The sequence below is a fragment of the Curtobacterium sp. PhB128 genome (assembly GCF_004340725.1).
Lineage (GTDB): Bacteria > Actinomycetota > Actinomycetes > Actinomycetales > Microbacteriaceae > Curtobacterium.
On the sequence record NZ_SLUR01000010.1, the window covers coordinates 69,728 to 89,290 of the forward strand.

Genomic DNA, 19,563 nt, shown 5'->3' on the forward strand with positions numbered 1-19,563 from the left:
TTGGCTCGTGACAACCCTAGCCGATGTGGATCGTGATCCACCCCCCGCGTTGGGGATGATGACATGTCCTCGCCTCCAATAAGGTGAGGGGGATCGTACCTAGACGAAAGCTCACGTTGCCGCACTCCCCGCGCCCTTCCCGCCTGCCCTTCATCGCCGCCACCACCTCGGTCGTCGTCATCGCCGGAGCATTGCTCGCCGCGATCCCGAACACCGCAACCGCTGTGGAAGCACCGATCGCGACGCCGACCGCCACGGCGACCGCGACGGATGTGCCGGCCCCGACCTCGGAGCCGACCGCCTCGACCCCGGTTCCCGTCACGCCGTCCGCGCCCGCGGTGCCGACGGCATCCCCGAAACCCACGGCGACTCCGAAGCCCACGGCGACCCCGAAGCCCAGCGCGACGCCGAAGCCCACGCCGTCGACGATCTCCGTCACCTACGCCGGGGACTCGCTGACCGCGATGGACGGCTCGTGGATGCGGCAGATGAACGACAAGACGCTCACGAACATCGGCGGCACGGCCATCGGCGGTGCCACGACGCCGCGGATCCTGACCCGGTCGTCGGCGAAGGACGCTGACGTCCTGGTCGTGATGGCCGGCACGAACGACCTCCGGTACGCCTACAGCAGCAAGAGCATCCAGCAGAACATCGGCAAGATCGTCACGAAGATCGGCGCCCGCCACGTCGTCATCGCCGCGATCGCCCCGTCGAACATCACGAAGTACGGGAAGAAGCGCATCGACCGTCGCAAGCAGGGCGAGATCCTCAACCGTGACCTGCAGAACTACGCACTCACCCACGGCTACCTGTTCGTCGACCCGTGGGCGGCGGACCGGCAGCTGAACGGTGGATGGCCGTCGAGCCGTACGTACGACGGTGTCCACCCGACGGTCGCGATGTCGAAGAAGGTCGCGGTCCGTATGCAGCAGGCCATCCACATCGCCGTGGAGGGTGCGAAGGGCTGATCCCTCGCCCGGGTCAGCTGACCCGCGCCACGCGCCGACGTGCCCACAGCACGACGGCGGCGGCGAGTGCCCCACCGACCACGGCGCCGATGGTGTTCGTGATCCAGTCGCTCGTGTCGCACGCCCGACCGATCACGGGGACGACCGCCTGGACGACCTCGATGAGGACGGAGAACGCGCTGGCGCCGACGGCCGCGCGGACCGGGCGCCGCCACCGCACCCCGGCCAGGAACGCGATCGGCACGAACAACAGCACGTTGGCCGTCGACTCGACCGCGGTCGGCGCCAGGTACGGCAGCCCGACGTTGCAGGTGACGTCGGACCGGGGAGCGCCGTCGGGGGACAGGGTGAGTGCGAGCGTCACGACCACGGCGAGGCCGAACAGCACGGCGGTGAGCCGCGGCAGGCGCGCCAGCCAGACGCCCACGACGGGCGCGACGACGATGACCGCGATCAGCACGCCGAACGCGAGCCACGGTACTTCGATGAGCAGGGTCGAGAGCATGGATCTCCGGACGGGAGGCCCGGTGCCAGCTGGCACCGGGCGTCCCGTCCCTCAGGGGTGTCGGATCAGAGCGCGGCGCGACGACGGCGCACTGCGCGTGCGCCGATCAGGCCGGCGCCGACCAGGACGAGGCCGAGTGCCCACGGCAAGGCGCCGGTGGCGCCCGAACCGGTGTAGGCGAGCTGCCCCGTGGTCGGGGTCGTCCCCCCGACGGCGACCGTCGGTGCCGTCGACACCGTCGGCACGGTGGGGCGCACGTCGACCGGGAACGAGGTGCTCTGCAGGCCCTCGCCGCCGACGGTCAGGGTGTGCGTCGAGGCGTGCGGGAAGGTGACGCCGACAGCGCTCTCGGCGTCGAACTCGGTGTACGGCGCGATCACGTCACTGGCGACGTCCGAGGTGACGATCGGCGTCCAGACGGGGTTGCCGTCCGCGTCGGCGGGGTCGATCGGGTTCCCGAAGCGGTCGACCAGGTTGCCGGAGACGACGAGTGTTCCGCCCTGCGCGACGGTCGGACGTCCACCGTCCGCGACGTCGAGACCCCCGAAGGAGCCGTCCTCGTCGATGGTGAGCTTCACGGTCAGGACGGTGCCGTCCGTGCCGATGATCCACATCGTCTTCTTCGGCGCGTCGATCGACGCCGCGTCGAGGGTGAAGACCTGGACGCCGTACGCGGCGGCCGGGTCGACGGTCAGCTCGACGTACTGCGTGACCGACTCGGTACCGCTCGTGGCCGTGATCGCGAACTGGTACCAGGACGCCGTCGTGGCGGTGCCGCTCAGCTCACCGGTGGCGGCGTCGAAGGTGATGCCGTCGGCCAGCTGGATGTCCGGACCGAACTCCTCGTCCGTGTCGTCCGGTTGGAACCCGAACCCGATCGTCCAGCCGGAGTCGCCGGAGTCGCCGGAGCCGCCGGCGGTGCCCGCGGAGAGTGCCGCTGCCTGCGACTTCGTCATGACGACGTCGCCGTCGTCGTCGCCGTCGTACCAGGCGAGCGCGTACGTCGGGGCGGGGGAGCCCTGCGCCCGGAAGGTGTACGAGAACGGGTCGCCAGCGGTCGTCTCGAGGGCGAGCGGGTCCCCGGCGTCTGCCCCTTCGGCGATCGGCGTCCCCGCGGCGTCGACGAACACCGGGTCCTGCGTGACGGGGGCCGAGGTCGCCGTCACGGTCGCCGTCGATCCGTCGGGCAGGGCACCGGTGACCTGGACCGACACCCGTTCCCCGGCCTGCGCCGCATCGATCGTGTACGAGCCGCTCGTCGCCAGCACGGTGGCGGAACCGGTCTGGGTCCAGACGTACCGGAACGCCCAGTCCTCGTCGAAGCCGACGGGGACGGCGGTGAGCACGGCGCCGACCTCCGTGTCGCCGGTGATGGTGACCGCTGGGTCGACGGCCTGCTGCGCGGTCGGCGCCGAGGTCGGTGACGGCGTGGCGGTCGGCACGGCGGCGGTGTCGGCGGGATCGGCGGTGGCTGTGGGGTCCGGTTCGGACGCCGTGGGCGCCGAGGGGTCGCTCGACGGCTCGGTGGTCGTCGGCGCAGCATCTGGCGACGGCGTCGCGGACGTCGGGGCGGTTGGCTCCGCAGCGGTCGGCTCGGACGGGTCCGCCGTCGGTGGAGCGGTCGACGCCTGGGCGTCGGTCGCCGCGGGAGCGGACGTCGCGGTCGACGCCGCCGGGTCGCTCGCCGGCTCGGCGTGGGCGGCCGTCGCGGTCACGAGGCCGAGGCCCGTGGTCAGCGCGACGAGGGCTGCGGTGGTGCCGACGGCGCAGGCGCGTCGGACGGTGGAGGCGCTGTGGCGCACGGGTCCTCCTGGATCGTGTCCGGTCGGGTGCCGGATCGTGTGGATCAGCCGAGAAAGCTCAGGCGTCCTCGGATCGTAGGGCCTGGGACCGCTTCAGACCGACGGGGAGTCCGGATCGTGACCAGGACTGGGGGCGGCGGTCGTCGCGCGGAACCCCCGGTCGAGGAACGCGACGATCCACTCGAAGCTCGCGTCGACGTCGGTGCGCATCTGGAACCCACCGGACGTCTCGATTGTCGCGAAGCCGTGCAGGACACTGCGCAGCAGGCGGAGCGCGTGCACCTCGTCGGCGGGGTCGAGCCCGTAGCCGCGCAGCGCCGCTGCGAACGAGGCGAGGGTGCGCTCCAGGGCGACGGCCAACGGGTCGTCCGGCCCGGTGGGACGGATCCCGACCGTCGCCTCGTACCGACCGGGGTGCCGCTGCACGTACCGGCGGACGGTCTGCGCGGCCGCCTCGACGGCATCGCGCCCGGCGAGCCCCTGCATCGCGTCGCGCAGGTCGTCGCCGAGTTCGTTCGCGGCGAGGATCGCGATCCGGCGGGTCAGGTCGGTGAGTCCGTCGACGTGCTTGTACAGCGACGGCGACTTCACGCCGAGCCGTTCGGCGACGACGCTCATGCTCAGCCGTGCGAGCCCGATCTCGTCGGCCAGCCCCGCCGCGGCGGTGGTGACGGCGGCGGGGTCGAGTCCTGCCCTAGCCACGGTGGCCGCCGACCGGCGCGAGCGTGCGGCCGAGGAAGGGGAGCACGAGTGCGAGGACCTCGGTCGGGCTCTCGGTGTGCGAGTAGTGGCCGGCACCGTCGATGACGGCCAGCTCGCCGAGCCCGTCGGGCAGGTCGGCCAGGACCCGCTCGCCCTCGGCACGCGGGACGGCCCAGTCCGGGTCGGCGCTGCCCTCGATCACCAGGACGGGGCATCGCACGTCCGCCAGCCGTGCACCGGCGTCGGCGGGCGAGGTCTTCGTCATCGCGCGCAGCACCGCCATCCGCTCCGGCTGCTGCAGCGTCGACTCGATGCGGCCCAGTTCCTCGGTCCAGTCGGTCGGCTTCGTCGGCACGGCGAGGTCCAGGTAGGCCAGCCAGCCGGTCAGGCTCCCGGTCGTCATCACCTTGGCGAGCTGGAGCGTGCCGGCGCGGTGGTGGCGGTTCCGGAGCAGGCCGCCGAGGTCGAACGACTGCTTCCGCGTGAACGGTGCCAGCTCGACGATGCCGGTGACGACGTCGGGGGCATCGGCGGCGGCGATGGTGGCCGCCCCACCGCTGATCGACTGTCCGACGATGACCGCGGGGCCGCCGAGGTGCCGGACGACGGCGACCAGGTCGCGAGCGATGTCGACGCGCTGGTACGACGCCCATCCCGTGCTCGAGTCGCCGCACCCGCGGATGTCGACGTTCGCCACCCGGTAGCCGGCGGCGACGAGTTCGGGGACCAGGAACCGGTAGGCGTGCCGGCTGTCGCCCATGCCGTGTGCGAGGACGACGAGCGGTCCGTCGCCGCTGACGTCGTACGCGATGGTGCCTTCGTCGGTGCGCAGGTGTTCGAGCATGACTGCCTCCATGGCTAAGTGTGTTAGCTAAAAGCTAAGACTATTAGCCGACGCTGTCAAGCCCGCCACGGCAGTCGCGTCGCGCTGCGGCGGACGGGAGGCCCGTGGCGGGCCCGCACCGGGCCTCCCGTCCGCTCGTCGGTCGCCGTCAGTGCACCGTGTCCAGCGTGTCGGACAGGTCCAGGGACCAGACGGCGACCCCGGTCAGGCCGAGCCGCTCGGCGAGGGCCACACGCTCGCGCAGCGACCGCGCGTCGGACCACCAGAGCACCTCGCCGCTGGGCAGGGTCGCCGTCCACTCGCCCGCTGTCGCGTTCCAGGTCGGGGTGACGCCGGCCTTCCGGACGCGACGACGGGCCTGGTCGTCGGACAGCTGCCCCGCCGGTCGCGGCCCCTTCCAGTGGTAGCCGTACCCGGCGACGCCGAGCACGATCTGGTCGGCGGGCGCGAGGGTGGCGAGCGCCCTGGCGGACTTCGACGCCCAGGGCAACGACCCGACCGGCCCCGGTGCGTCGGGCTCCCACGGGCCGTGCTGGTCGTAGGCCATCAGTGTGAGGTGGTCCAGCGGAGCGCGGAGTGCCCGGACGTCGTACCCCATGCGCGCGTACCCGGCCGCGGTCGTCGACGCCGACAGGGCGATGTCGAGCCGGACGTCGTCGCCGACCGCCGCACGGAGCTCCCGCGCGAAGGCCGTCAACCCCGCCGTGTCGGCCGCGGTCAACGCCTCGAGGTCGATCATGACCGAGTCCCACCCGCCGGATCGCACGTCGGTCGCGAGCGCGCGGACGACGTGGGACCGGTTGGCGGGGGACCGGAGCATCCTCCGGGCGATCGGCTCGCTGAAGTCGCCGTCGGCGTAGTTGCTGACGAGCAGCTGCGCCTCGAGCCCGCGGGCGTGCGCCCGGTTGCGTTGTGTCCTCGCCTCGCGGGAGGGAGTGCTGACGCGCGTGCCGGTCCGGCTCAGCAGCAGCCCGTCGACGCCGACGACGTCCATCGCCGATGCGTTGGCGTCGATCAGCGCGGGGTCCGCCCCCTCTGGCTGGAAGCCCGTGACGTCGAACCAGTCGGGTGTGCCGGACTCGGCGTTCGCGGGGCCGGTGCAGCCGGTCAGGACGAGGCCCGCGGTCAGGACAGCGGCGAGGAGGACGGAACGCGGCCTGGTGATCACGCTCCGAGTGTGTCAGGCCGGAGCAGTCGCCGCGTCGACCGGTGTGCTGAACTGCTCGACCAGCGTCCGCTTCAGGACCTTGCCGCTCGGTCCGAGGGGCAGGGCGTCGACCACGTGCACGACCCGCGGGAACTTGTACGCCGCGATCTCGTCGGACACGAAGTGGACGAGCTCGTCCGGGCTGACGGTCGCGCCGGCGCGGAGCACCACGGCGGCCTCGATCTCCTGGCCGTGCAGCTCGTGCGGGACGCCGAAGACCGCCGCCATGGTGACGTCCGGGTGCGTCGCCAGCACCTCTTCGACCTGCCGCGGGTACACGTTGTAGCCGTTGCGGATGATCATGTCCTTCGTGCGGTCGACGATCGTCAGGAACCCGTCGTCGTCCTTCGTGCCGAGGTCGCCGGTGCGGAACCACCCGTCGACGATCGCCGCGTCGGTGTCCTCCGGCCGGTCCAGGTACCCGTTCATCAGGTTGTGCCCGCGGATGACGAGTTCGCCGATCTCGCCGTGCGGCAGCAGCACGATCGCGTCCGGCGTGGCCGGGTCGGCGATCTCGACGTCGACACCCCACACCGGCGTCCCGATCGTTCCCGGTCGGGGCGCGCGGCCGACGTGGTTGAAGGTGGCCACGGGCGACGTCTCGGTCAGGCCGTAGCCCTCGTGGATCGGCGCGTCGAACACGGACTGGAACCGCTCGAGGACGGCCAACGGCAACGACGCCCCGCCCGAGATCGCGTAGCGGAGGTCCGGGCGGGCGTCGTTGCGGGTCGCGGCGTCGAGCAGTGCCATGTACATCGTCGGCACCCCCATGAAGATCTCGCAGCCGTGCTCGACCATCGCCGACAGGGCTGCGTCGCCGTCGAACTTCGGGAGCATCACGATGGTGGCACCGGCGCGGAAGCCGGTGTTCATCGTGCAGGTCTGACCGAACGTGTGGAACAGCGGGAGTGCCCCGAGCAGGACGTCGCCGCGGTGCATGTCGAAGGTGCTCATCAGGTTCGTGTTGACCTGTTCGAGCAGGGCGAAGTGCGAGCCCTCTGCACCCTTCGGCTTGCCGGTGGTCCCGCTCGTGTACAGGATCGTCGCGGTGTCGAAGGGGTCGCGGGGGACGTAGGTGTCAAGGGCGTCGGCTGCCGCGGCCAGGGCCTCGAGGCGGTCTGGGCTCTCGTGGCCGTCGTGGCCGTCGAGGCCGTCGTGGTCGTCGTGGTCGGCCGGTGCGAGCACGGTGATGACGTCGACGCCGGCGAGCTCGGCACCGGCTGCGCCCTCGGCGAGCAGCGGGGCAGCGCAGACGAGCAGCATGGCGCCGCTGTCCTGCAGCAGGTACTCGATCTCGCGCCGCTTGAGCAGCGCGTGGACGGGGACGACGACGGCGCCGAGTGCGAGGGTTGCGTAGTAGACGCGGGCGAAGTCCGCGACGTTCGGCACGAGCATCGCCACGCGCGATCCCTCGGTGACCCCGCGGGCCCGGAGCGCTCCGGCGTAGGCGAGGGTCTCGGACCACAGCTCGGCGTAGGTGGTGCGGTGGTCGCCGACGATCACGGCGACGTCGTCCGGGTACCGCGCGGCGGACTCGGCCAGGATCGCGGCGACCGAGGCGGTGGCTCGGGTCGGTCTGGGGGTGCCGTGGTGAGCGGCGGTGGTGGGCTCGGTGCGCGTCATTCCGGTCTCCGTCTTCGGTGACGAGTGGTTCCCCGGATCATACGTCCGGCCGCCGGTCAGAACGTCGTGCGCTCCTCGAACACCGACATGATCATGGCCGCACCGAGCCGTGCGCTCCGGGCCGGCTTGGCCGACCCCTGCACGGCTGACTCCACCCGGGCACCCTCGACCAGCAGCGACAGGGTCTCGGCGATGTGCGCCGGCATGTCCGCACGGGTGCAGAGCAACGTGAGGTGGCTCTCGACGTCGCGGAAGTGCTCGGCTGCGAGCGCGGCGATCTCCACGTCCTGCCGTCCGAGCTCGGCGTGCCCGTTGATGAACGCGCAGCCGCGCCACCCCTCGTCCGCGAAGCACTCCTCGAGGTAGCTGAAGATGCCGAGGATCTCGTCGCGGGGATCCGCCGAGGTGGTGGCGATGTGGTCCAGGGCCCGACGCCACGCGCCGTGCCAGCGTCGCAGGACCGCCACCACGAGCGCCTGCTTGGACGGGTAGGCCGCCGTCAGCTCGTCCACGCTCATGCCCGCGTGCGCGGCGACGTCCTCGAAACGCACCGGGATCACGCCGTGCGCCGTGAAGAGGTCATCGGCGGCCTTGGATGCGGTGCGCTGCGCGGTCGTCTCGACGGCCGGGGGCGTGAGTGTGAGGAGCGTCATGGGGAAGTGGGGATCACCCTATCGATCGGTGGACGGACGGCGGGGTGTCAGGATGCGAAGAAGTCCGCGTAGCTCGGGTCGGCGTGGCCCATGTGCGCACTGAGACGGGCCTGGACGATCTCGTCGAGGTCGGCGGGCGGGGTCAAGCCCCGTCGGCGCCACTCGACCGGGTTGCTGCGGAGCTGCTCGAGCGTGCTCTGGTCAAGCATCGTGGCGTTCCTGTTCTGCGAAGAGTGCGCTCATGTCGATGGCCTGGGTACGGACGTCCTCGACCGCCGATCCGTCGCGGATCACGCGGAGAGTCCGAGCACGGCGGCGGCGGACGCGAGGACGCTCACCGAGACGATGCCGGTGCTCACCGCGGCGATCTGCAGCGTGCGCTGTCGCTGGGCGTCCCGCAGCTCACTGAAGCCGCCGCGGTGGCGGTTGCGTCGGCCGGACACCGACGTCGCTTCGAAGGCGTGCTTGGGTGCGCTGATCGGGTGGACCGGAGTTGCGGTCACGGCGGTCATGTCGTCCTCGTGTTCTCCTGAGCGGCCCGTTGCCGCTGGATGACACGACCGTACGAGCAGCGGGGTCGTCGGTGCGCGCCAGGACCGGAGACTCGACGGATCGCGGATGTCGGGAGCGGCCCGGCGGTCGAAATCCGGACATCGTCCCGTCGCCACGAGCATCCGGTCCACGCGCCGACGATCGTCGGTAGCGCTTCTCGGACAGCGACACGGACGACGCGCGTCCGTTCGGTCACACTGCTCTCGGTGAACCGATGACAGACGAACGAGCTCGCGTGCAGGACGACGTCCGGTCCGCCGACGTCGACGAAGCACGCGACTTCCTGGTCGGGGCGTACGACGCCTCCGAGTGGCGCGCCGAGACGACCGCGCAGCCCTTCACCTTCCGGTACTCAGCTGTCGGCGACTCGACGATGACGCTGCGCGCGATCCGGTTCGACGGGCACCTCGACGGCGTCATGACGCCGTCGGACGACTTCGTCGTGCAGTGGATCACCAGGGGTACCGGCTTCATCGGCGAGGGTGACGACCGCCTCGTGAGCGCCGTGGGCCGGCCGCAGCTGTGGCCGCAGGACGGCGCCGCGTTCACGTACCAGGACTACGACCAGCGTCTCGTGCAGATCAACCGGGCATCGCTCGAGGAGGTCGCCGGCGAGCGCGGCGCGGCGTCGGGCGGCGTGCAGCTCGACCACACCGTGCAACCCGACGACCGGGCCGTGACGATGTGGCGGAACACCGTCAAGCTCATCTCGCACACGGTGCTCGACCGGCAGGTCTCACCGCTGCTGCAGGCGGAGATGGGCCGGCTGGGGGCGCTGGCGCTGCTCGAGCTGTACCCGGTCGTCTCGGCCACGCTGCCGGACGAACTGCTGCTCCCGCGCAACGCGCACATCCGCCGGGCCGTCGAGTACGTGCACGAGCACGCCCACCTGCCGATCACGAGCACCGACCTGGCCGAGGTGGCCTCCCTGAGCCTGCGTGCCCTGCAGCAGGCGTTCCAGCGGCAGCTCGGGGTGAGCCCGAACGGCTACCTGCGCGGGGTCCGTCTCGACCGGGTGCGCGACGAGCTCGTGCACGCCGACCCGGCGGGGACGAGCATCGCCGACGTCGCCCGGCAGTGGGGGTTCGCCCACGCTGGTCGGTTCTCGGCGGCCTACCTCGAACGCCACGGCGAGTACCCCCGGGACACGATGCGGCGGGCGTGACACCCCGACGGCCATGATGGGTGCGTGCTCGACGACGACACCCACCGCCACCGACTGGACGCGGTCCTGCGCGCCGTCGGGAGTTCGGACGCCCAGGCCGAACGGCTGCTGGGCGGATCCGTGAACCACACCTACCGGGTGCGGCGAGCGGTCGGTGCCGACGTCGTCGTGCGGTTCCCCGTCGACCCCCTGCGCTCGGACGAGTTCCCCGTCGAGGCGTGGGCCGCGCGAGCGGCTGCCGCAGCGGGCATCGCCGTCGCTCGGCCCGTCGACCACGGCGTCCAGGACGGCGTCCCGTTCATCGTGTCCGAGTACGTCGAACCCGACCCGCGGCCGATCGATCACCCCTGGACGTGGCTCGGCTCGTTCGCCCGCACCGTCGCCTCGATCGACCTGGGCGCGGCGCCGGCGTCGCTGTTCACCCGCTTCGGCACCGACCTGGCTCGGGCGTGGTCGGCGCACCTGGCCTACAACAGCGCAGCGCTCGTCGCGGACGATCCACTCCGCCGGGACGGCGCCTACACCTCGGCCGGCGCGCTCCGGAGGCACTTCGAGCGGCTGGCCGCGGAGCACTTCGCGTTCGGACTCGCACACGGTGACCTGGCACCGCGGAACCTGATCGCACGGGGACCGGGTCGTTCGCCCGTGCTCATCGACTGGGGCGCTGCCGAGACCGGTCCGTCACCGTGGACCGACGCTCGTCGGGTGTTCGAGTGGGCGTTCGTCGACGCGACGATCTCGTTGGCTGAGTACGACGAGTTCACCGCTGCCGCCGGGCTGGCCACTCCGGCTGACCACGCGATCCTGGCGTCGCTCACCGCGCTGCACCTCGTCGACGTGACCCGGTGGGCGCGGGAGCAGCGGCCGGACCTGTACGCCGAGTACGTCGACCGGTGCCGGGTCGGTCTCGAGCGCGTCGAGCGCATCGAGCGGATCGAGCGCGCTTCGGGGGAGTGAGCGGCGAGTGAACGCGGCGGCCCCGGGGGGCGTCGGTCACGCCCCGAGCAGGCCGCACCGCCGCAGGATCTCGTCGACGACCGCCGACAGCGGCCGGGTCGCGTTGATCGGCGTGCCGGGAGGCGTGTCCGCACCGGACGCGTGGAGCTGACGGACCAGGGCCCGCTCGGCCGTGCGGCCCCGCCCCGCCCACTCGTCGCCGGCGCGCGCGTCGAGTCGGTCGTCGAGCGTCGCTGCGTCGACGGTCAGGACGAAGACCTCGTCGAACAGGTCGAGGAACGCGCCGACGTTCCGGGATCCGCCACAGAAGAAGGTCACCGGTTCCGAGCGGTCCGCCGCCCGCTCCCGGACCAGCTCGGCGTTCCAGAGGTGGTGGGCGTGCACGTCGAGGCCGGACACACCGTCGACGGCGGCGCCGGTGCGGGGATCTCCCTGGAACGCGAGTTCGCGGTCCCCGTTCACCGCCGGGAAGCCGCGCCGGCGCAACTCGAGGCAGACAGCCGTCTTCCCGGTACCGGAGATGCCCTCCACGAGGTGGTTCCTGACGCCCATGCGTGGCACGCTACGCGGCCGTCGCCGTCACGCCCGTGCGCGCAGGAACGCCACCTGCCGTTCCCAGTGCCGGAAGCCGCCACCCTCGTGCCCGTTGTACGGGTAGACCTCGATCTGACGGTCGGCCAGCGCGTACGTGTCGTCCGCCCCGAGTGCGTTGAAGGCGGCGAAGGTCGTGCGCGGCGGCACGACGTCGTCCATCAGGGCCACGGAGAACAGCGCCGGGGCGGTGATGCCGGCGGCGTGGTTCACCCCGTCGAAGTACGCCGCGGTGTCCCACACCGTGTCGGCTGCGTCGCGGTGCACGGACAGGTAGGTCGCGAGCTCCAGGTACGGGCCCCCGACGGCGATGTCGGTGCCGCCCTCCCAGTCGCACAGGAACGCGACGTCGGGCAGCACCGCGGTGATCGGTCCGACGTGGGCCTCGACCAGGGCAGCTGCGGCGATGGCGATGCCCCCGCCCTGGCTGCCGCCGGTCAGGGCGATGCGTGACGGGTCGACACCGGGCAGCGTCCGCACGGCATCCACCAGGCGGACGGCGTCGGTGTACACCCGGCGGTAGTAGTGGTCCGCGGGGGAGCCGATGCCGCGCGTCATCCAACCGCTCGCGTGCGGTCCGGAGCCGTGCGGGTCGGGGGTGTCGCCGCCGGCCCACCCGCTGCCCTGGCCACGGGTGTCCATGACGACGTGCACGTACCCGGCGAGGGCCCAGTGCACGCGTTCGCCGGGGCGCCCGCGGCCGCCGCCGTAGCCGAGGAACTCGACCACGACGGGCAGCGCCGTGTCACGACCGGCCAGCGGTCGCGAGACCCAGGCGCGCACCGGATCGCCGGCGAACCCCGGGAACGTCAGGTCCTCGACGACGAGTCCGGTCACGGGGGTGTCGGCCGGAGCGAGGGCGGGAGCCGTCCCCGCTCCGGCTGCCCGGGCCGCGGTGATCGTGTCCGCCCAGAACGCGTCGAAGTCGGCCGGTCGCCGGACCTCGGATCGGTGTCGACGGAGTTCGTCGAGCGGGAGGTCGGTGCGTGCCATGGGTCTCCTCGGTCAGCGCGCCGCGGCGCGGTACTGCTCCAGCACCTCGGGGTGCGGGTCCGCCGGCACGGTCGTCGTCGCGATGTCCCACGACGGCAGCGCGCCGGTCAACGCCCAGGCTGCCTGACGCGCGGCCCCGGACGCCACGTACTCGCCGGGTTCCGGGATGAGCACGTCGCGCCCGAAGACCTGCGCGGCGACGGTGCGGACGGCCTCGTTCCGCGCGGCCCCGCCGATGAGCAGCAGTCGCGACACGGTCACACCGGTGCCCTCGACCGCGGCGAGCCCGTCGGCCAGGGCACAGAGCATGCCCTCCACCGCGGCGCGCGCGAGGTGCGGTCGGTCGGTCGTGCCCGGGGTCATCCCGAGCAGTGACGCGGTCGCGTCCGGCCGGTTGGGCGTGCGCTCGCCGACGAAGTACGGCACCAGCACGAGGCCGTCGGCCCCGGCCGGCGCCTGCAGCGCCAGCTCGCCGAGCGCGTCGTGGTCCACGCCGAGCAGGCCGCCGATCACCTCGAGCACGCGGGCTGCATTGAGCGTCGTGACGATCGGGAGGCGCGACCCGGTCCCGTCGGCGAAGCCCGCCACGGTCCCGCTCGGGTCCAGGACCTCGGTCGCGGTGACGCCGAAGACGGTCCCGCTGGTCCCCAGGGACACCGCGATGTCCCCGGGAGCGAGCCCGAGTCCGAGCGCCGCACCGGCGTTGTCGCCGAGTCCGGCCGCCACGACCAGTCCGGCCGGTGCGACCGAGCCGTTCGGCAGCGTGACGTCGACGTCGAGCGTCCCCATCGCCTCGTCGTGGGCGACCACGCGCGGTACGACGACCGTGTCCGCGGTCGGCTCGGAGCCGGCGACGCGCATCGGGCGACCGAGCGCGAGTTCGAACAGCTCCGGGTCGTACTCCCGGCGCACCGGGTCCCAGTAGGCCGTGCCGCTGGCGTCCGAGGCGTCGGTGGCGAGTGCGTCGAGGTCGGGGCCGAGCGGACTCTCGTCGGCCGGGCCGTACCCGCGCAGCCGCCACGACAACCAGTCGTGGGGGAGCGCGACGGCTGCGACGCGGCCGGCGTTGTCCGGCTCGGCGTCGCGGAGCCACCGCAGCTTGGTACCCGTGAACGATGCCACCGGGACCAGTCCCGTCCGGGCGACCCACGCCTCCCGTCCGATCTCCTCGACCATCTGCGCGGCCGCATCCGCACTGCGCACGTCGTTCCAGAGCAGGGCGTCGCGGACCACGTGACCGTCGGCGTCGAGCGCGACCATGCCGTGCTGCTGCCCGGCGATCGCGACGGCGCCGACGTCGGTGAGCCCGCCGGCGTCCGCGACCGCGGTGCCGAGGGCGTCCCACCAGTGGCGGGGATCGACGGACGTGCCGTCCGGGTGGGCGGCACGTCCCTCACGGACGACGGCACCCGTCGCCGCGTCGCGGATCGTGACCTTGCAGGACTGGGTCGACGAGTCGACGCCGGCGACGAGCTGTGTCATCCCCGCAGCCTGTCAGCGCGCGCCGAGCAGGTGCTCGATGGCGAGCTGCTGCAGTCGGACGAAGCCGAAGCCCTTGCCGCCGAAGTACGCGTCGGCGTCGAAGTCCTCGTAGGCCGAGCGGTCGGACAGGAAGGCGTCGTAGGACTCGCCGTCGTTCAGGGTCGGCGTGCTGAGCTCCCCGACCTTCGAGGCCTCGAGCGCGGCCTGCACCTCGGGGTCGGCGCGGAAGGCCTGCGCGCGCTCCTTGAGGAGCAGGTACATGCGCATGTTCGCGGCCGCCGAGTCCCAGACGCCCGTGATGTCCTCGGTGCGGCTCGGCTTGTAGTCGAAGTGGCGCGGGCCGTCGTAGGCCTGGCCGCCCTGCGGCGAACCGTGCTCGAGCAGGTCGACGAGCGAGAACGCGTTCTGCAGGTCGCCGTGGCCGAACACCAGGTCCTGGTCGTACTTGATGCCGCGCTGACCGTTGAGGTCGATGTGGAAGAGCTTGCCCTGGTAAAGCGCCTGGGCGATGCCGGCCGTGAAGTTCAGGCCCGCCATCTGCTCGTGGCCGACCTCGGGGTTGATGCCGAACAGCTCGGGGCGCTCGAGGGTCTCGGTGAAGGCGATCGCGTGGCCGAGGGTCGGCAGCAGGATGTCGCCGCGCGGCTCGTTCGGCTTCGGCTCGATCGCGAAGCGGATGCCGTAGCCCTTGTCGGTGACGTAGTCGGCGAGCAGGTTGACGGCCTCGCGGTAGCGCTCGAGTGCGGACTGCACGTCCTTCGCGCTGTCGTACTCGGAGCCTTCGCGGCCGCCCCACATCACGAACGTCGACGCACCGAGCTCGGCGGCGAGGTCGATGTTGCGCAGGACCTTGCGGAGCGCGAAGCGGCGGACCTGCCGGTCGTTCGAGGTGAAGCCGCCGTCCTTGAACACGGGCGCCGAGAACAGGTTCGTCGTCACCATCGGCACGATGAGGCCGGTGGAGTCGAGCGCACCCTTGAGGCGGTCGATCTGCGTCTGCCGCTCGGCGTCGGTCGAGCCGAACGCGAACAGGTCGTCGTCGTGGAAGGTCAGGCCGTAGGCGCCGAGTTCGTCGAGCTTCTCGACCGCCTCGACCACGTCGAGGGCCGGACGGGTCGGCCCGCCGAAGGGGTCGGAGCCGTTGTAGCCGATGGTCCAGAGACCGAAGGAGAACTTGTCTGCACGGGTGGGCGTCGTTGCCATGGTGGTCACCGTTCGTCGTCGAAATAAAATGTTGCCGCGCCCAACATAAGCGGTAGTGTTGGCTGTGGCAAGGACGTGATCGCAAAGGAGCGAGCGGATGGCAAGTGTTTCGACGGCGCAGCAACGACTGCGGATCGCCATGGTGGGGCACGGCTTCATGGGAGCCGCGCACTCACAGGCGTGGCGGACCGCCCCCAGGTTCTTCGATCTCGGGGTCGAACCCGAGATGGCGGTGATCGTCGGGCGCGACCCGGAACGCACCGAGGCGGTTCGCGTGCAGTACGGCTGGCAGTCGGCATCCACCGACTGGCGCGCCGTCGTGGCCGACCCGGACATCGACGTCGTCGACATCGTGTCGCCCGGGTCGTCGCACGTCGAGATCGCGATCGCCGCGCTCGAGGCCGGCAAGCACGTCCTGTGCGAGAAGCCGCTCGCCAACACCGTCGAACAGGCCGAGGCGATGACCGCCGCTGCCGCAGCCGCCCGGGCGCACGGGGTCCGCGCCATGGTCGGGTTCAGCTACCGCCGGGTGCCGGCCATCGCCTTCGCCCGACAGCTCGTGCAGGACGGCCGGATCGGCACCGTGCGCCAGGTCCGCGCGCTCTACCTGCAGGACTGGCTGGCCGACGAGGACGGCCCGATGACCTGGCGCCTCGACAAGGAGCTCGCCGGTTCCGGTGCGCTCGGCGACATCGGCGCGCACGCGATCGACCTCGTCGAGCACGTCACCGGCGCCGAGCTCACCCGGGTGTCGGGTCTGCTCGAGACCTTCGTGACCGAGCGCCCCCTGCTCGCCGACGGCGTCGGACTCTCCGGCACAGCGTCGAGCGAGCGCGGGCAGGTCACTGTCGACGATGCCGCGTTCTTCACCGCCCGACTCGGCGGCGGTGCGGCCGACGGCGCGATCGGCACGTTCGAGGCCACGCGCTACGCCACCGGCCGGAAGAACGGCCTGACGCTCGAGATCAGCGGGTCCGAGGGTGCGATCCAGTTCGACCTCGAGTCCATGAACGAACTGCGGCTGTACGAGTCGTCGGCACCCGCGGGAGAGCAGGGCTTCCGCCGCATCCTGGTCACCGAACCCGAGCACCCCTACATGGCCGCGTGGTGGCCGACCGGACACCTCATCGGGTACGAGCACACCTTCAGCCACCAGGTGAAGGACTTCGTCGAGGCGATCGTGGCCGGCACCGACCCGTCGCCGTCGTTCGAGGACGGCCTGCACGTACAACGCGTGCTCGACGCCGTCGAACGCAGTGCCGCCGACGGCAGCAGCTGGACGGTGACCGCGTGACCGCCGCCGACGGGACACGCCAGGCGCTCGTCGTCCGCGGGGGATGGGACGGCCACCAGCCCGTCGAGACCACCGACCTGTTCGTCCCGTTCCTGCGCGACAACGGGTTCGCGGTCCGGGTGTCGGACTCGACGGCCGTCTACGCCGACGCGTCCGTCATGGCCGAGGTCGACCTGATCGTGCAGGTCGTCACCATGTCGACCATCGCCGACGACGAGTTCGCCGGGCTGCAGCGCGCGGTGCTGAACGGCGCCGGACTGGCCGGCTGGCACGGCGGGATCGCGGACGCGTTCCGGAACACCGCCGACTACCTGCACATGGTCGGCGGCCAGTTCGCCCACCACGCCGGCAAGCACCCCGACGAGCGCGTCGGGGAGCAGTCCGACAACTACATCCCGTACACGGTGCACCTCACCGACCTCGGACGATCGCACCCGATCACGCAGGGCATCGAGGACTTCGACCTCGTCACCGAGCAGTACTGGGTGCTGTCCGACGAGTACAACGACGTCCTCGCGACCACCACGCAGGAAGCGCGCGACTTCGACGCCTGGAACCGTCCGGTCACCGCCCCGGCGATCTGGACACGGCAGTGGGGTGCTGGTCGCGTGTTCGTCTCCGCACCCGGGCACCGCCTCGAGGTCGTCGAGTCGCAGCCACTCCGCACCATCATCGAGAGGGGCCTCCTGTGGGCAGCACGGTGAACGAACCCGTCCTCCGCGTCGGGGTGGTGGGCGTCGGCGTGATCAGCCAGCAGTACTTCGAACACTTCCCGTCCCTGCCCGGACTGTCGCTCGTCGCGGTCGCCGACCTCGACGTCGACCGGGCGCAGGCGGTCGGTGCCGCGCAGGGCGTGCGCGGCACGAGCGTCGACGAGCTGCTCGCGGCCGACGACGTCGACGTGGTGCTCAACCTGACGATCCCCGCCGCCCACGCCGACGTCGCGACCCGGGCGCTCGCCGCGGGCAAGCACGTCTACGGCGAGAAGCCCCTGGCGATGTCCACGGCCGAGGCCGAACCGGTGCTCGAGGCCGCCCGAGCCGCGGGCCTGCGGGTCGGCAGCGCCCCGGACACCGTGCTCGGCACCGGCATCCAGACCGCGCGGGCCGCCCTCGACGACGGCCTGATCGGCACCCCGGTCGGCGCGGCCGTCGCCTGGAGCGCCCCCGGCCACGAGCTCTGGCACCCGGCACCCGCGTTCTACTACCAGCCCGGTGGTGGCCCGCTGCTCGACATGGGCCCCTACTACCTGACCAGCCTCGTCACGTTCTTCGGATCGGTCGTCCGGGTGAGCGGCAGTGCCACCCGCTCCACCCGCGAGCGGACCGTCGCGACCGGACCGAACGCCGGCACGTCGATCCCGGTCGACATCGACACCCACGTGGTCGCGATCCTCGAACACGAGAACGGTGTCGTCTCGACCGTCACCGTCTCGTTCGAGGTCTGGGCCACCCGAGCACCGCTCTTCGAGGTGTACGGCACGGCCGGCACCCTCGGTGTGCCGGACCCGAACCGGTTCTCGGACCCGGTGTCGATCGCGACGGCGGACGACCGCGAGTGGCGCGAGCTGCCCGTCTCCGCCGGGTACACCGACGCCGGTCGCGGCTACGGGCTCGCCGACCTGGCGCACGCGATCACCACGGACCGTCCGCACCGGGCCTCCGGCGACCTCGCGTTCCACGTGCTCGAGGTCATGGAGGCCGTCTCGGCCGCGGCCCGTGACCACACGGTCGTCGACGTGCGCTCGCGCGTCGACCGCCCCGCCACCGTCCCCGCCGGGTCCGCACCCGGGTCGTGGTGACAGCCCTCGAACACAGCACGCACCTCGACCACAGCACGGACCCCGACCACCGCACGGAAGGACGACGACGATGACGACGACGGACGCGAGCGACCAGGCGGAGCCGACCCGGGCCTCCCGGCCGGTCACGCTGTTCACCGGACAGTGGGCCGACCTGCCCTTCGAGGAGGTCGCCCGGCTCGCCGGCGACTGGGGGTACGACGGACTCGAGATCGCCTGCTGGGGCGACCACCTGGACGTCCGGCGCGCCGCGACGGACCCGGCGTACGTCGCCGAGCGGCAGGCGATCCTGGAACGCAACGGGCTGCAGGTCTGGACGATCGCGAACCACCTGGTCGGCCAGGCCGTGTGCGACGACCCCATCGACCAGCGGCACGAGGACATCCTGCCGCCGCACGTCTGGGGCGACGGCGAGCCCGAGGGCGTCCGGCAGCGTGCCGCCGAGGAACTGCAGTGGACCGCACGCGCCGCAGCGGCACTCGGGGTCGACACCGTCACCGGGTTCTCCGGGTCGTCGATCTGGAAGACCGTCGCGGGCTTCCCGCCGGTCCCGCCGAGCATGATCGACGCCGGGTACCAGGACTTCCACGACCGGTGGTCGCCGATCATCGACGTGTTCGAGGAGGTCGGGGTCCGCTTCGCGCTCGAGGTGCACCCGTCCGAGATCGCCTACGACTACTGGACCGCCAAACTCACGCTCGAGCTCTTCGCGGACCGGCCGGCGTTCGGGTTCAACTTCGACCCCTCGCACTTCGTCTGGCAGGACATCGACCCCGCCGCGTTCCTGCTCGACTTCGCCGACCGGGTGTACCACGTGCACTGCAAGGAGTCGGTGAAGCAGCTCGACGGGCGCAACGGCCGGCTCGGCTCGCACCTGCCGTGGGGTGACCCGCGCCGCGGCTGGGACTTCGTGACCGCCGGACACGGTGACGTGCCGTGGGAGCGCGTGTTCCGCGTGCTGAACCACATCGGGTACACCGGCCCGACCAGCGTCGAGTGGGAGGACGCCGGCATGGACCGACTCGTCGGAGGGCCCGAGGCGCTGGCGTTCGTCCGGCAGCTCGGCACGATCGCGCCGCCGGAGGCCTCGTTCGACGCCGCGTTCTCGCGTTCGCGGTGACCGGCGGTTCCGGGCGTACCTGCCGGATCCGGGCGTACCTGGTCGTTCGTTTCGACCAGGTGTGCCCGATCCCGCTTCCCATCGCGGGCGTTCTGGGA

21 protein-coding genes are annotated in these 19,563 nt (G+C 71.9%); 7 read left to right on the plus strand and 14 right to left on the minus strand.

The window, feature by feature from the left end; genetic code table 11:
• Nucleotides 1-16 precede the first annotated feature (16 nt).
• On the minus strand, nucleotides 17-439 hold the full coding sequence (locus EDF23_RS15945; protein ID WP_131922274.1) for a hypothetical protein: 423 nt from the start codon (nucleotides 437-439) through the stop codon (nucleotides 17-19).
• On the opposite strand from EDF23_RS15945, the gene EDF23_RS15950 reads away from it, so the two are divergent.
• The gene (locus tag EDF23_RS15950) at nucleotides 339-971 is read left to right on the plus strand and encodes an SGNH/GDSL hydrolase family protein (protein WP_260155073.1); all 633 of its coding nucleotides are present in this window, start codon (nucleotides 339-341) and stop codon (nucleotides 969-971) included. The genes EDF23_RS15945 and EDF23_RS15950 overlap by 101 nt on opposite strands.
• A 13-nt stretch (nucleotides 972-984) precedes the next feature.
• On the opposite strand, the gene EDF23_RS15955 is transcribed toward EDF23_RS15950, so the two are convergent.
• The 9 genes from EDF23_RS15955 to EDF23_RS15990 form a co-directional block, all read right to left on the minus strand.
• Entirely contained in the window at nucleotides 985-1,476 is a 492-nt protein-coding gene (locus EDF23_RS15955) for a VanZ family protein (RefSeq protein WP_131922275.1), read from the minus strand.
• A 65-nt stretch (nucleotides 1,477-1,541) separates the two neighbouring features.
• On the minus strand, nucleotides 1,542-3,278 hold the full coding sequence (locus EDF23_RS15960) for a putative Ig domain-containing protein (protein ID WP_131922277.1): 1,737 nt from the start codon (nucleotides 3,276-3,278) through the stop codon (nucleotides 1,542-1,544).
• A 93-nt stretch (nucleotides 3,279-3,371) separates the two neighbouring features.
• Complete coding sequence (locus tag EDF23_RS15965; protein WP_131922279.1) at nucleotides 3,372-3,980, minus strand: TetR/AcrR family transcriptional regulator; 609 nt, start codon at nucleotides 3,978-3,980, stop codon at nucleotides 3,372-3,374.
• Entirely contained in the window at nucleotides 3,973-4,824 is an 852-nt protein-coding gene (locus tag EDF23_RS15970) for an alpha/beta hydrolase (RefSeq protein ID WP_131922281.1), read from the minus strand. Before EDF23_RS15970 ends, EDF23_RS15965 begins: the two co-directional genes overlap by 8 nt.
• 148 nt (nucleotides 4,825-4,972) lie before the next feature.
• Nucleotides 4,973-5,992 (minus strand): glycosyl hydrolase family 18 protein, encoded by a 1,020-nt coding sequence (locus tag EDF23_RS15975; protein ID WP_131922283.1) that lies wholly within the window; start codon nucleotides 5,990-5,992, stop codon nucleotides 4,973-4,975.
• 12 nt (nucleotides 5,993-6,004) lie between these two features.
• Nucleotides 6,005-7,654 carry a long-chain fatty acid--CoA ligase gene (locus EDF23_RS15980; protein ID WP_131922285.1) on the minus strand — a complete coding sequence of 550 codons (1,650 nt, stop codon included), beginning with the start codon at nucleotides 7,652-7,654 and terminating at the stop codon, nucleotides 6,005-6,007.
• A 56-nt stretch (nucleotides 7,655-7,710) separates the two neighbouring features.
• On the minus strand, nucleotides 7,711-8,307 hold the full coding sequence (locus EDF23_RS15985; RefSeq protein ID WP_131845249.1) for a TetR family transcriptional regulator: 597 nt from the start codon (nucleotides 8,305-8,307) through the stop codon (nucleotides 7,711-7,713).
• A 47-nt stretch (nucleotides 8,308-8,354) separates the two neighbouring features.
• The gene (locus EDF23_RS19335) at nucleotides 8,355-8,516 is read right to left on the minus strand and encodes a hypothetical protein (RefSeq protein ID WP_159573320.1); all 162 of its coding nucleotides are present in this window, start codon (nucleotides 8,514-8,516) and stop codon (nucleotides 8,355-8,357) included.
• Nucleotides 8,517-8,597: 81 nt separating this feature from the next.
• Nucleotides 8,598-8,819, minus strand: coding sequence for a hypothetical protein (locus EDF23_RS15990; protein ID WP_123672963.1), 222 nt, complete (start codon nucleotides 8,817-8,819; stop codon nucleotides 8,598-8,600).
• Nucleotides 8,820-9,073: 254 nt separating this feature from the next.
• Here EDF23_RS15990 and EDF23_RS15995 point away from each other — a divergent pair, with 254 nt between their 5' ends.
• Nucleotides 9,074-10,024: a helix-turn-helix domain-containing protein gene (locus tag EDF23_RS15995; RefSeq protein ID WP_111084859.1), complete on the plus strand. Its 951-nt coding sequence runs from the start codon at nucleotides 9,074-9,076 to the stop codon at nucleotides 10,022-10,024.
• Nucleotides 10,025-10,048: 24 nt separating this feature from the next.
• Nucleotides 10,049-10,981 (plus strand): phosphotransferase, encoded by a 933-nt coding sequence (locus EDF23_RS16000; RefSeq protein WP_131922287.1) that lies wholly within the window; start codon nucleotides 10,049-10,051, stop codon nucleotides 10,979-10,981.
• A 36-nt stretch (nucleotides 10,982-11,017) separates the two neighbouring features.
• Here the strand turns inward: EDF23_RS16000 and EDF23_RS16005 are convergent, their stop codons facing one another.
• The 4 genes from EDF23_RS16005 to xylA are packed head-to-tail and all read right to left on the minus strand — an operon-like array spanning nucleotide 11,018 to nucleotide 15,250.
• On the minus strand, nucleotides 11,018-11,533 hold the full coding sequence (locus tag EDF23_RS16005) for a nucleoside kinase (protein ID WP_131922288.1): 516 nt from the start codon (nucleotides 11,531-11,533) through the stop codon (nucleotides 11,018-11,020).
• 27 nt (nucleotides 11,534-11,560) lie between these two features.
• Nucleotides 11,561-12,565, minus strand: a complete 1,005-nt coding sequence (locus EDF23_RS16010; protein WP_131922291.1) for an acetylxylan esterase — start codon at nucleotides 12,563-12,565, stop codon at nucleotides 11,561-11,563.
• A 12-nt stretch (nucleotides 12,566-12,577) separates the two neighbouring features.
• Entirely contained in the window at nucleotides 12,578-14,047 is a 1,470-nt protein-coding gene (locus tag EDF23_RS16015) for an FGGY family carbohydrate kinase (RefSeq protein WP_131922294.1), read from the minus strand.
• Between the two features lie 12 nt (nucleotides 14,048-14,059).
• Nucleotides 14,060-15,250, minus strand: a complete 1,191-nt coding sequence (gene xylA, locus EDF23_RS16020; RefSeq protein WP_131922297.1) for a xylose isomerase — start codon at nucleotides 15,248-15,250, stop codon at nucleotides 14,060-14,062.
• Nucleotides 15,251-15,347: 97 nt separating this feature from the next.
• Between xylA and EDF23_RS16025 the strand changes: the two genes are divergently transcribed.
• The 4 genes from EDF23_RS16025 to EDF23_RS16040 all read left to right on the plus strand — a co-directional run bounded on the left by EDF23_RS16025 (nucleotide 15,348) and on the right by EDF23_RS16040 (nucleotide 19,465).
• The gene (locus tag EDF23_RS16025; protein ID WP_243648961.1) at nucleotides 15,348-16,544 is read left to right on the plus strand and encodes a Gfo/Idh/MocA family oxidoreductase; all 1,197 of its coding nucleotides are present in this window, start codon (nucleotides 15,348-15,350) and stop codon (nucleotides 16,542-16,544) included.
• On the plus strand, nucleotides 16,541-17,248 hold the full coding sequence (locus EDF23_RS16030) for a ThuA domain-containing protein (RefSeq protein ID WP_123939071.1): 708 nt from the start codon (nucleotides 16,541-16,543) through the stop codon (nucleotides 17,246-17,248). Before EDF23_RS16025 ends, EDF23_RS16030 begins: the two co-directional genes overlap by 4 nt.
• The gene (locus tag EDF23_RS16035; protein WP_243648962.1) at nucleotides 17,233-18,345 is read left to right on the plus strand and encodes a Gfo/Idh/MocA family oxidoreductase; all 1,113 of its coding nucleotides are present in this window, start codon (nucleotides 17,233-17,235) and stop codon (nucleotides 18,343-18,345) included. Before EDF23_RS16030 ends, EDF23_RS16035 begins: the two co-directional genes overlap by 16 nt.
• A gap of 70 nt (nucleotides 18,346-18,415) precedes the next feature.
• On the plus strand, nucleotides 18,416-19,465 hold the full coding sequence (locus EDF23_RS16040; protein WP_131922299.1) for a sugar phosphate isomerase/epimerase family protein: 1,050 nt from the start codon (nucleotides 18,416-18,418) through the stop codon (nucleotides 19,463-19,465).
• Nucleotides 19,466-19,563 lie beyond the last annotated feature (98 nt).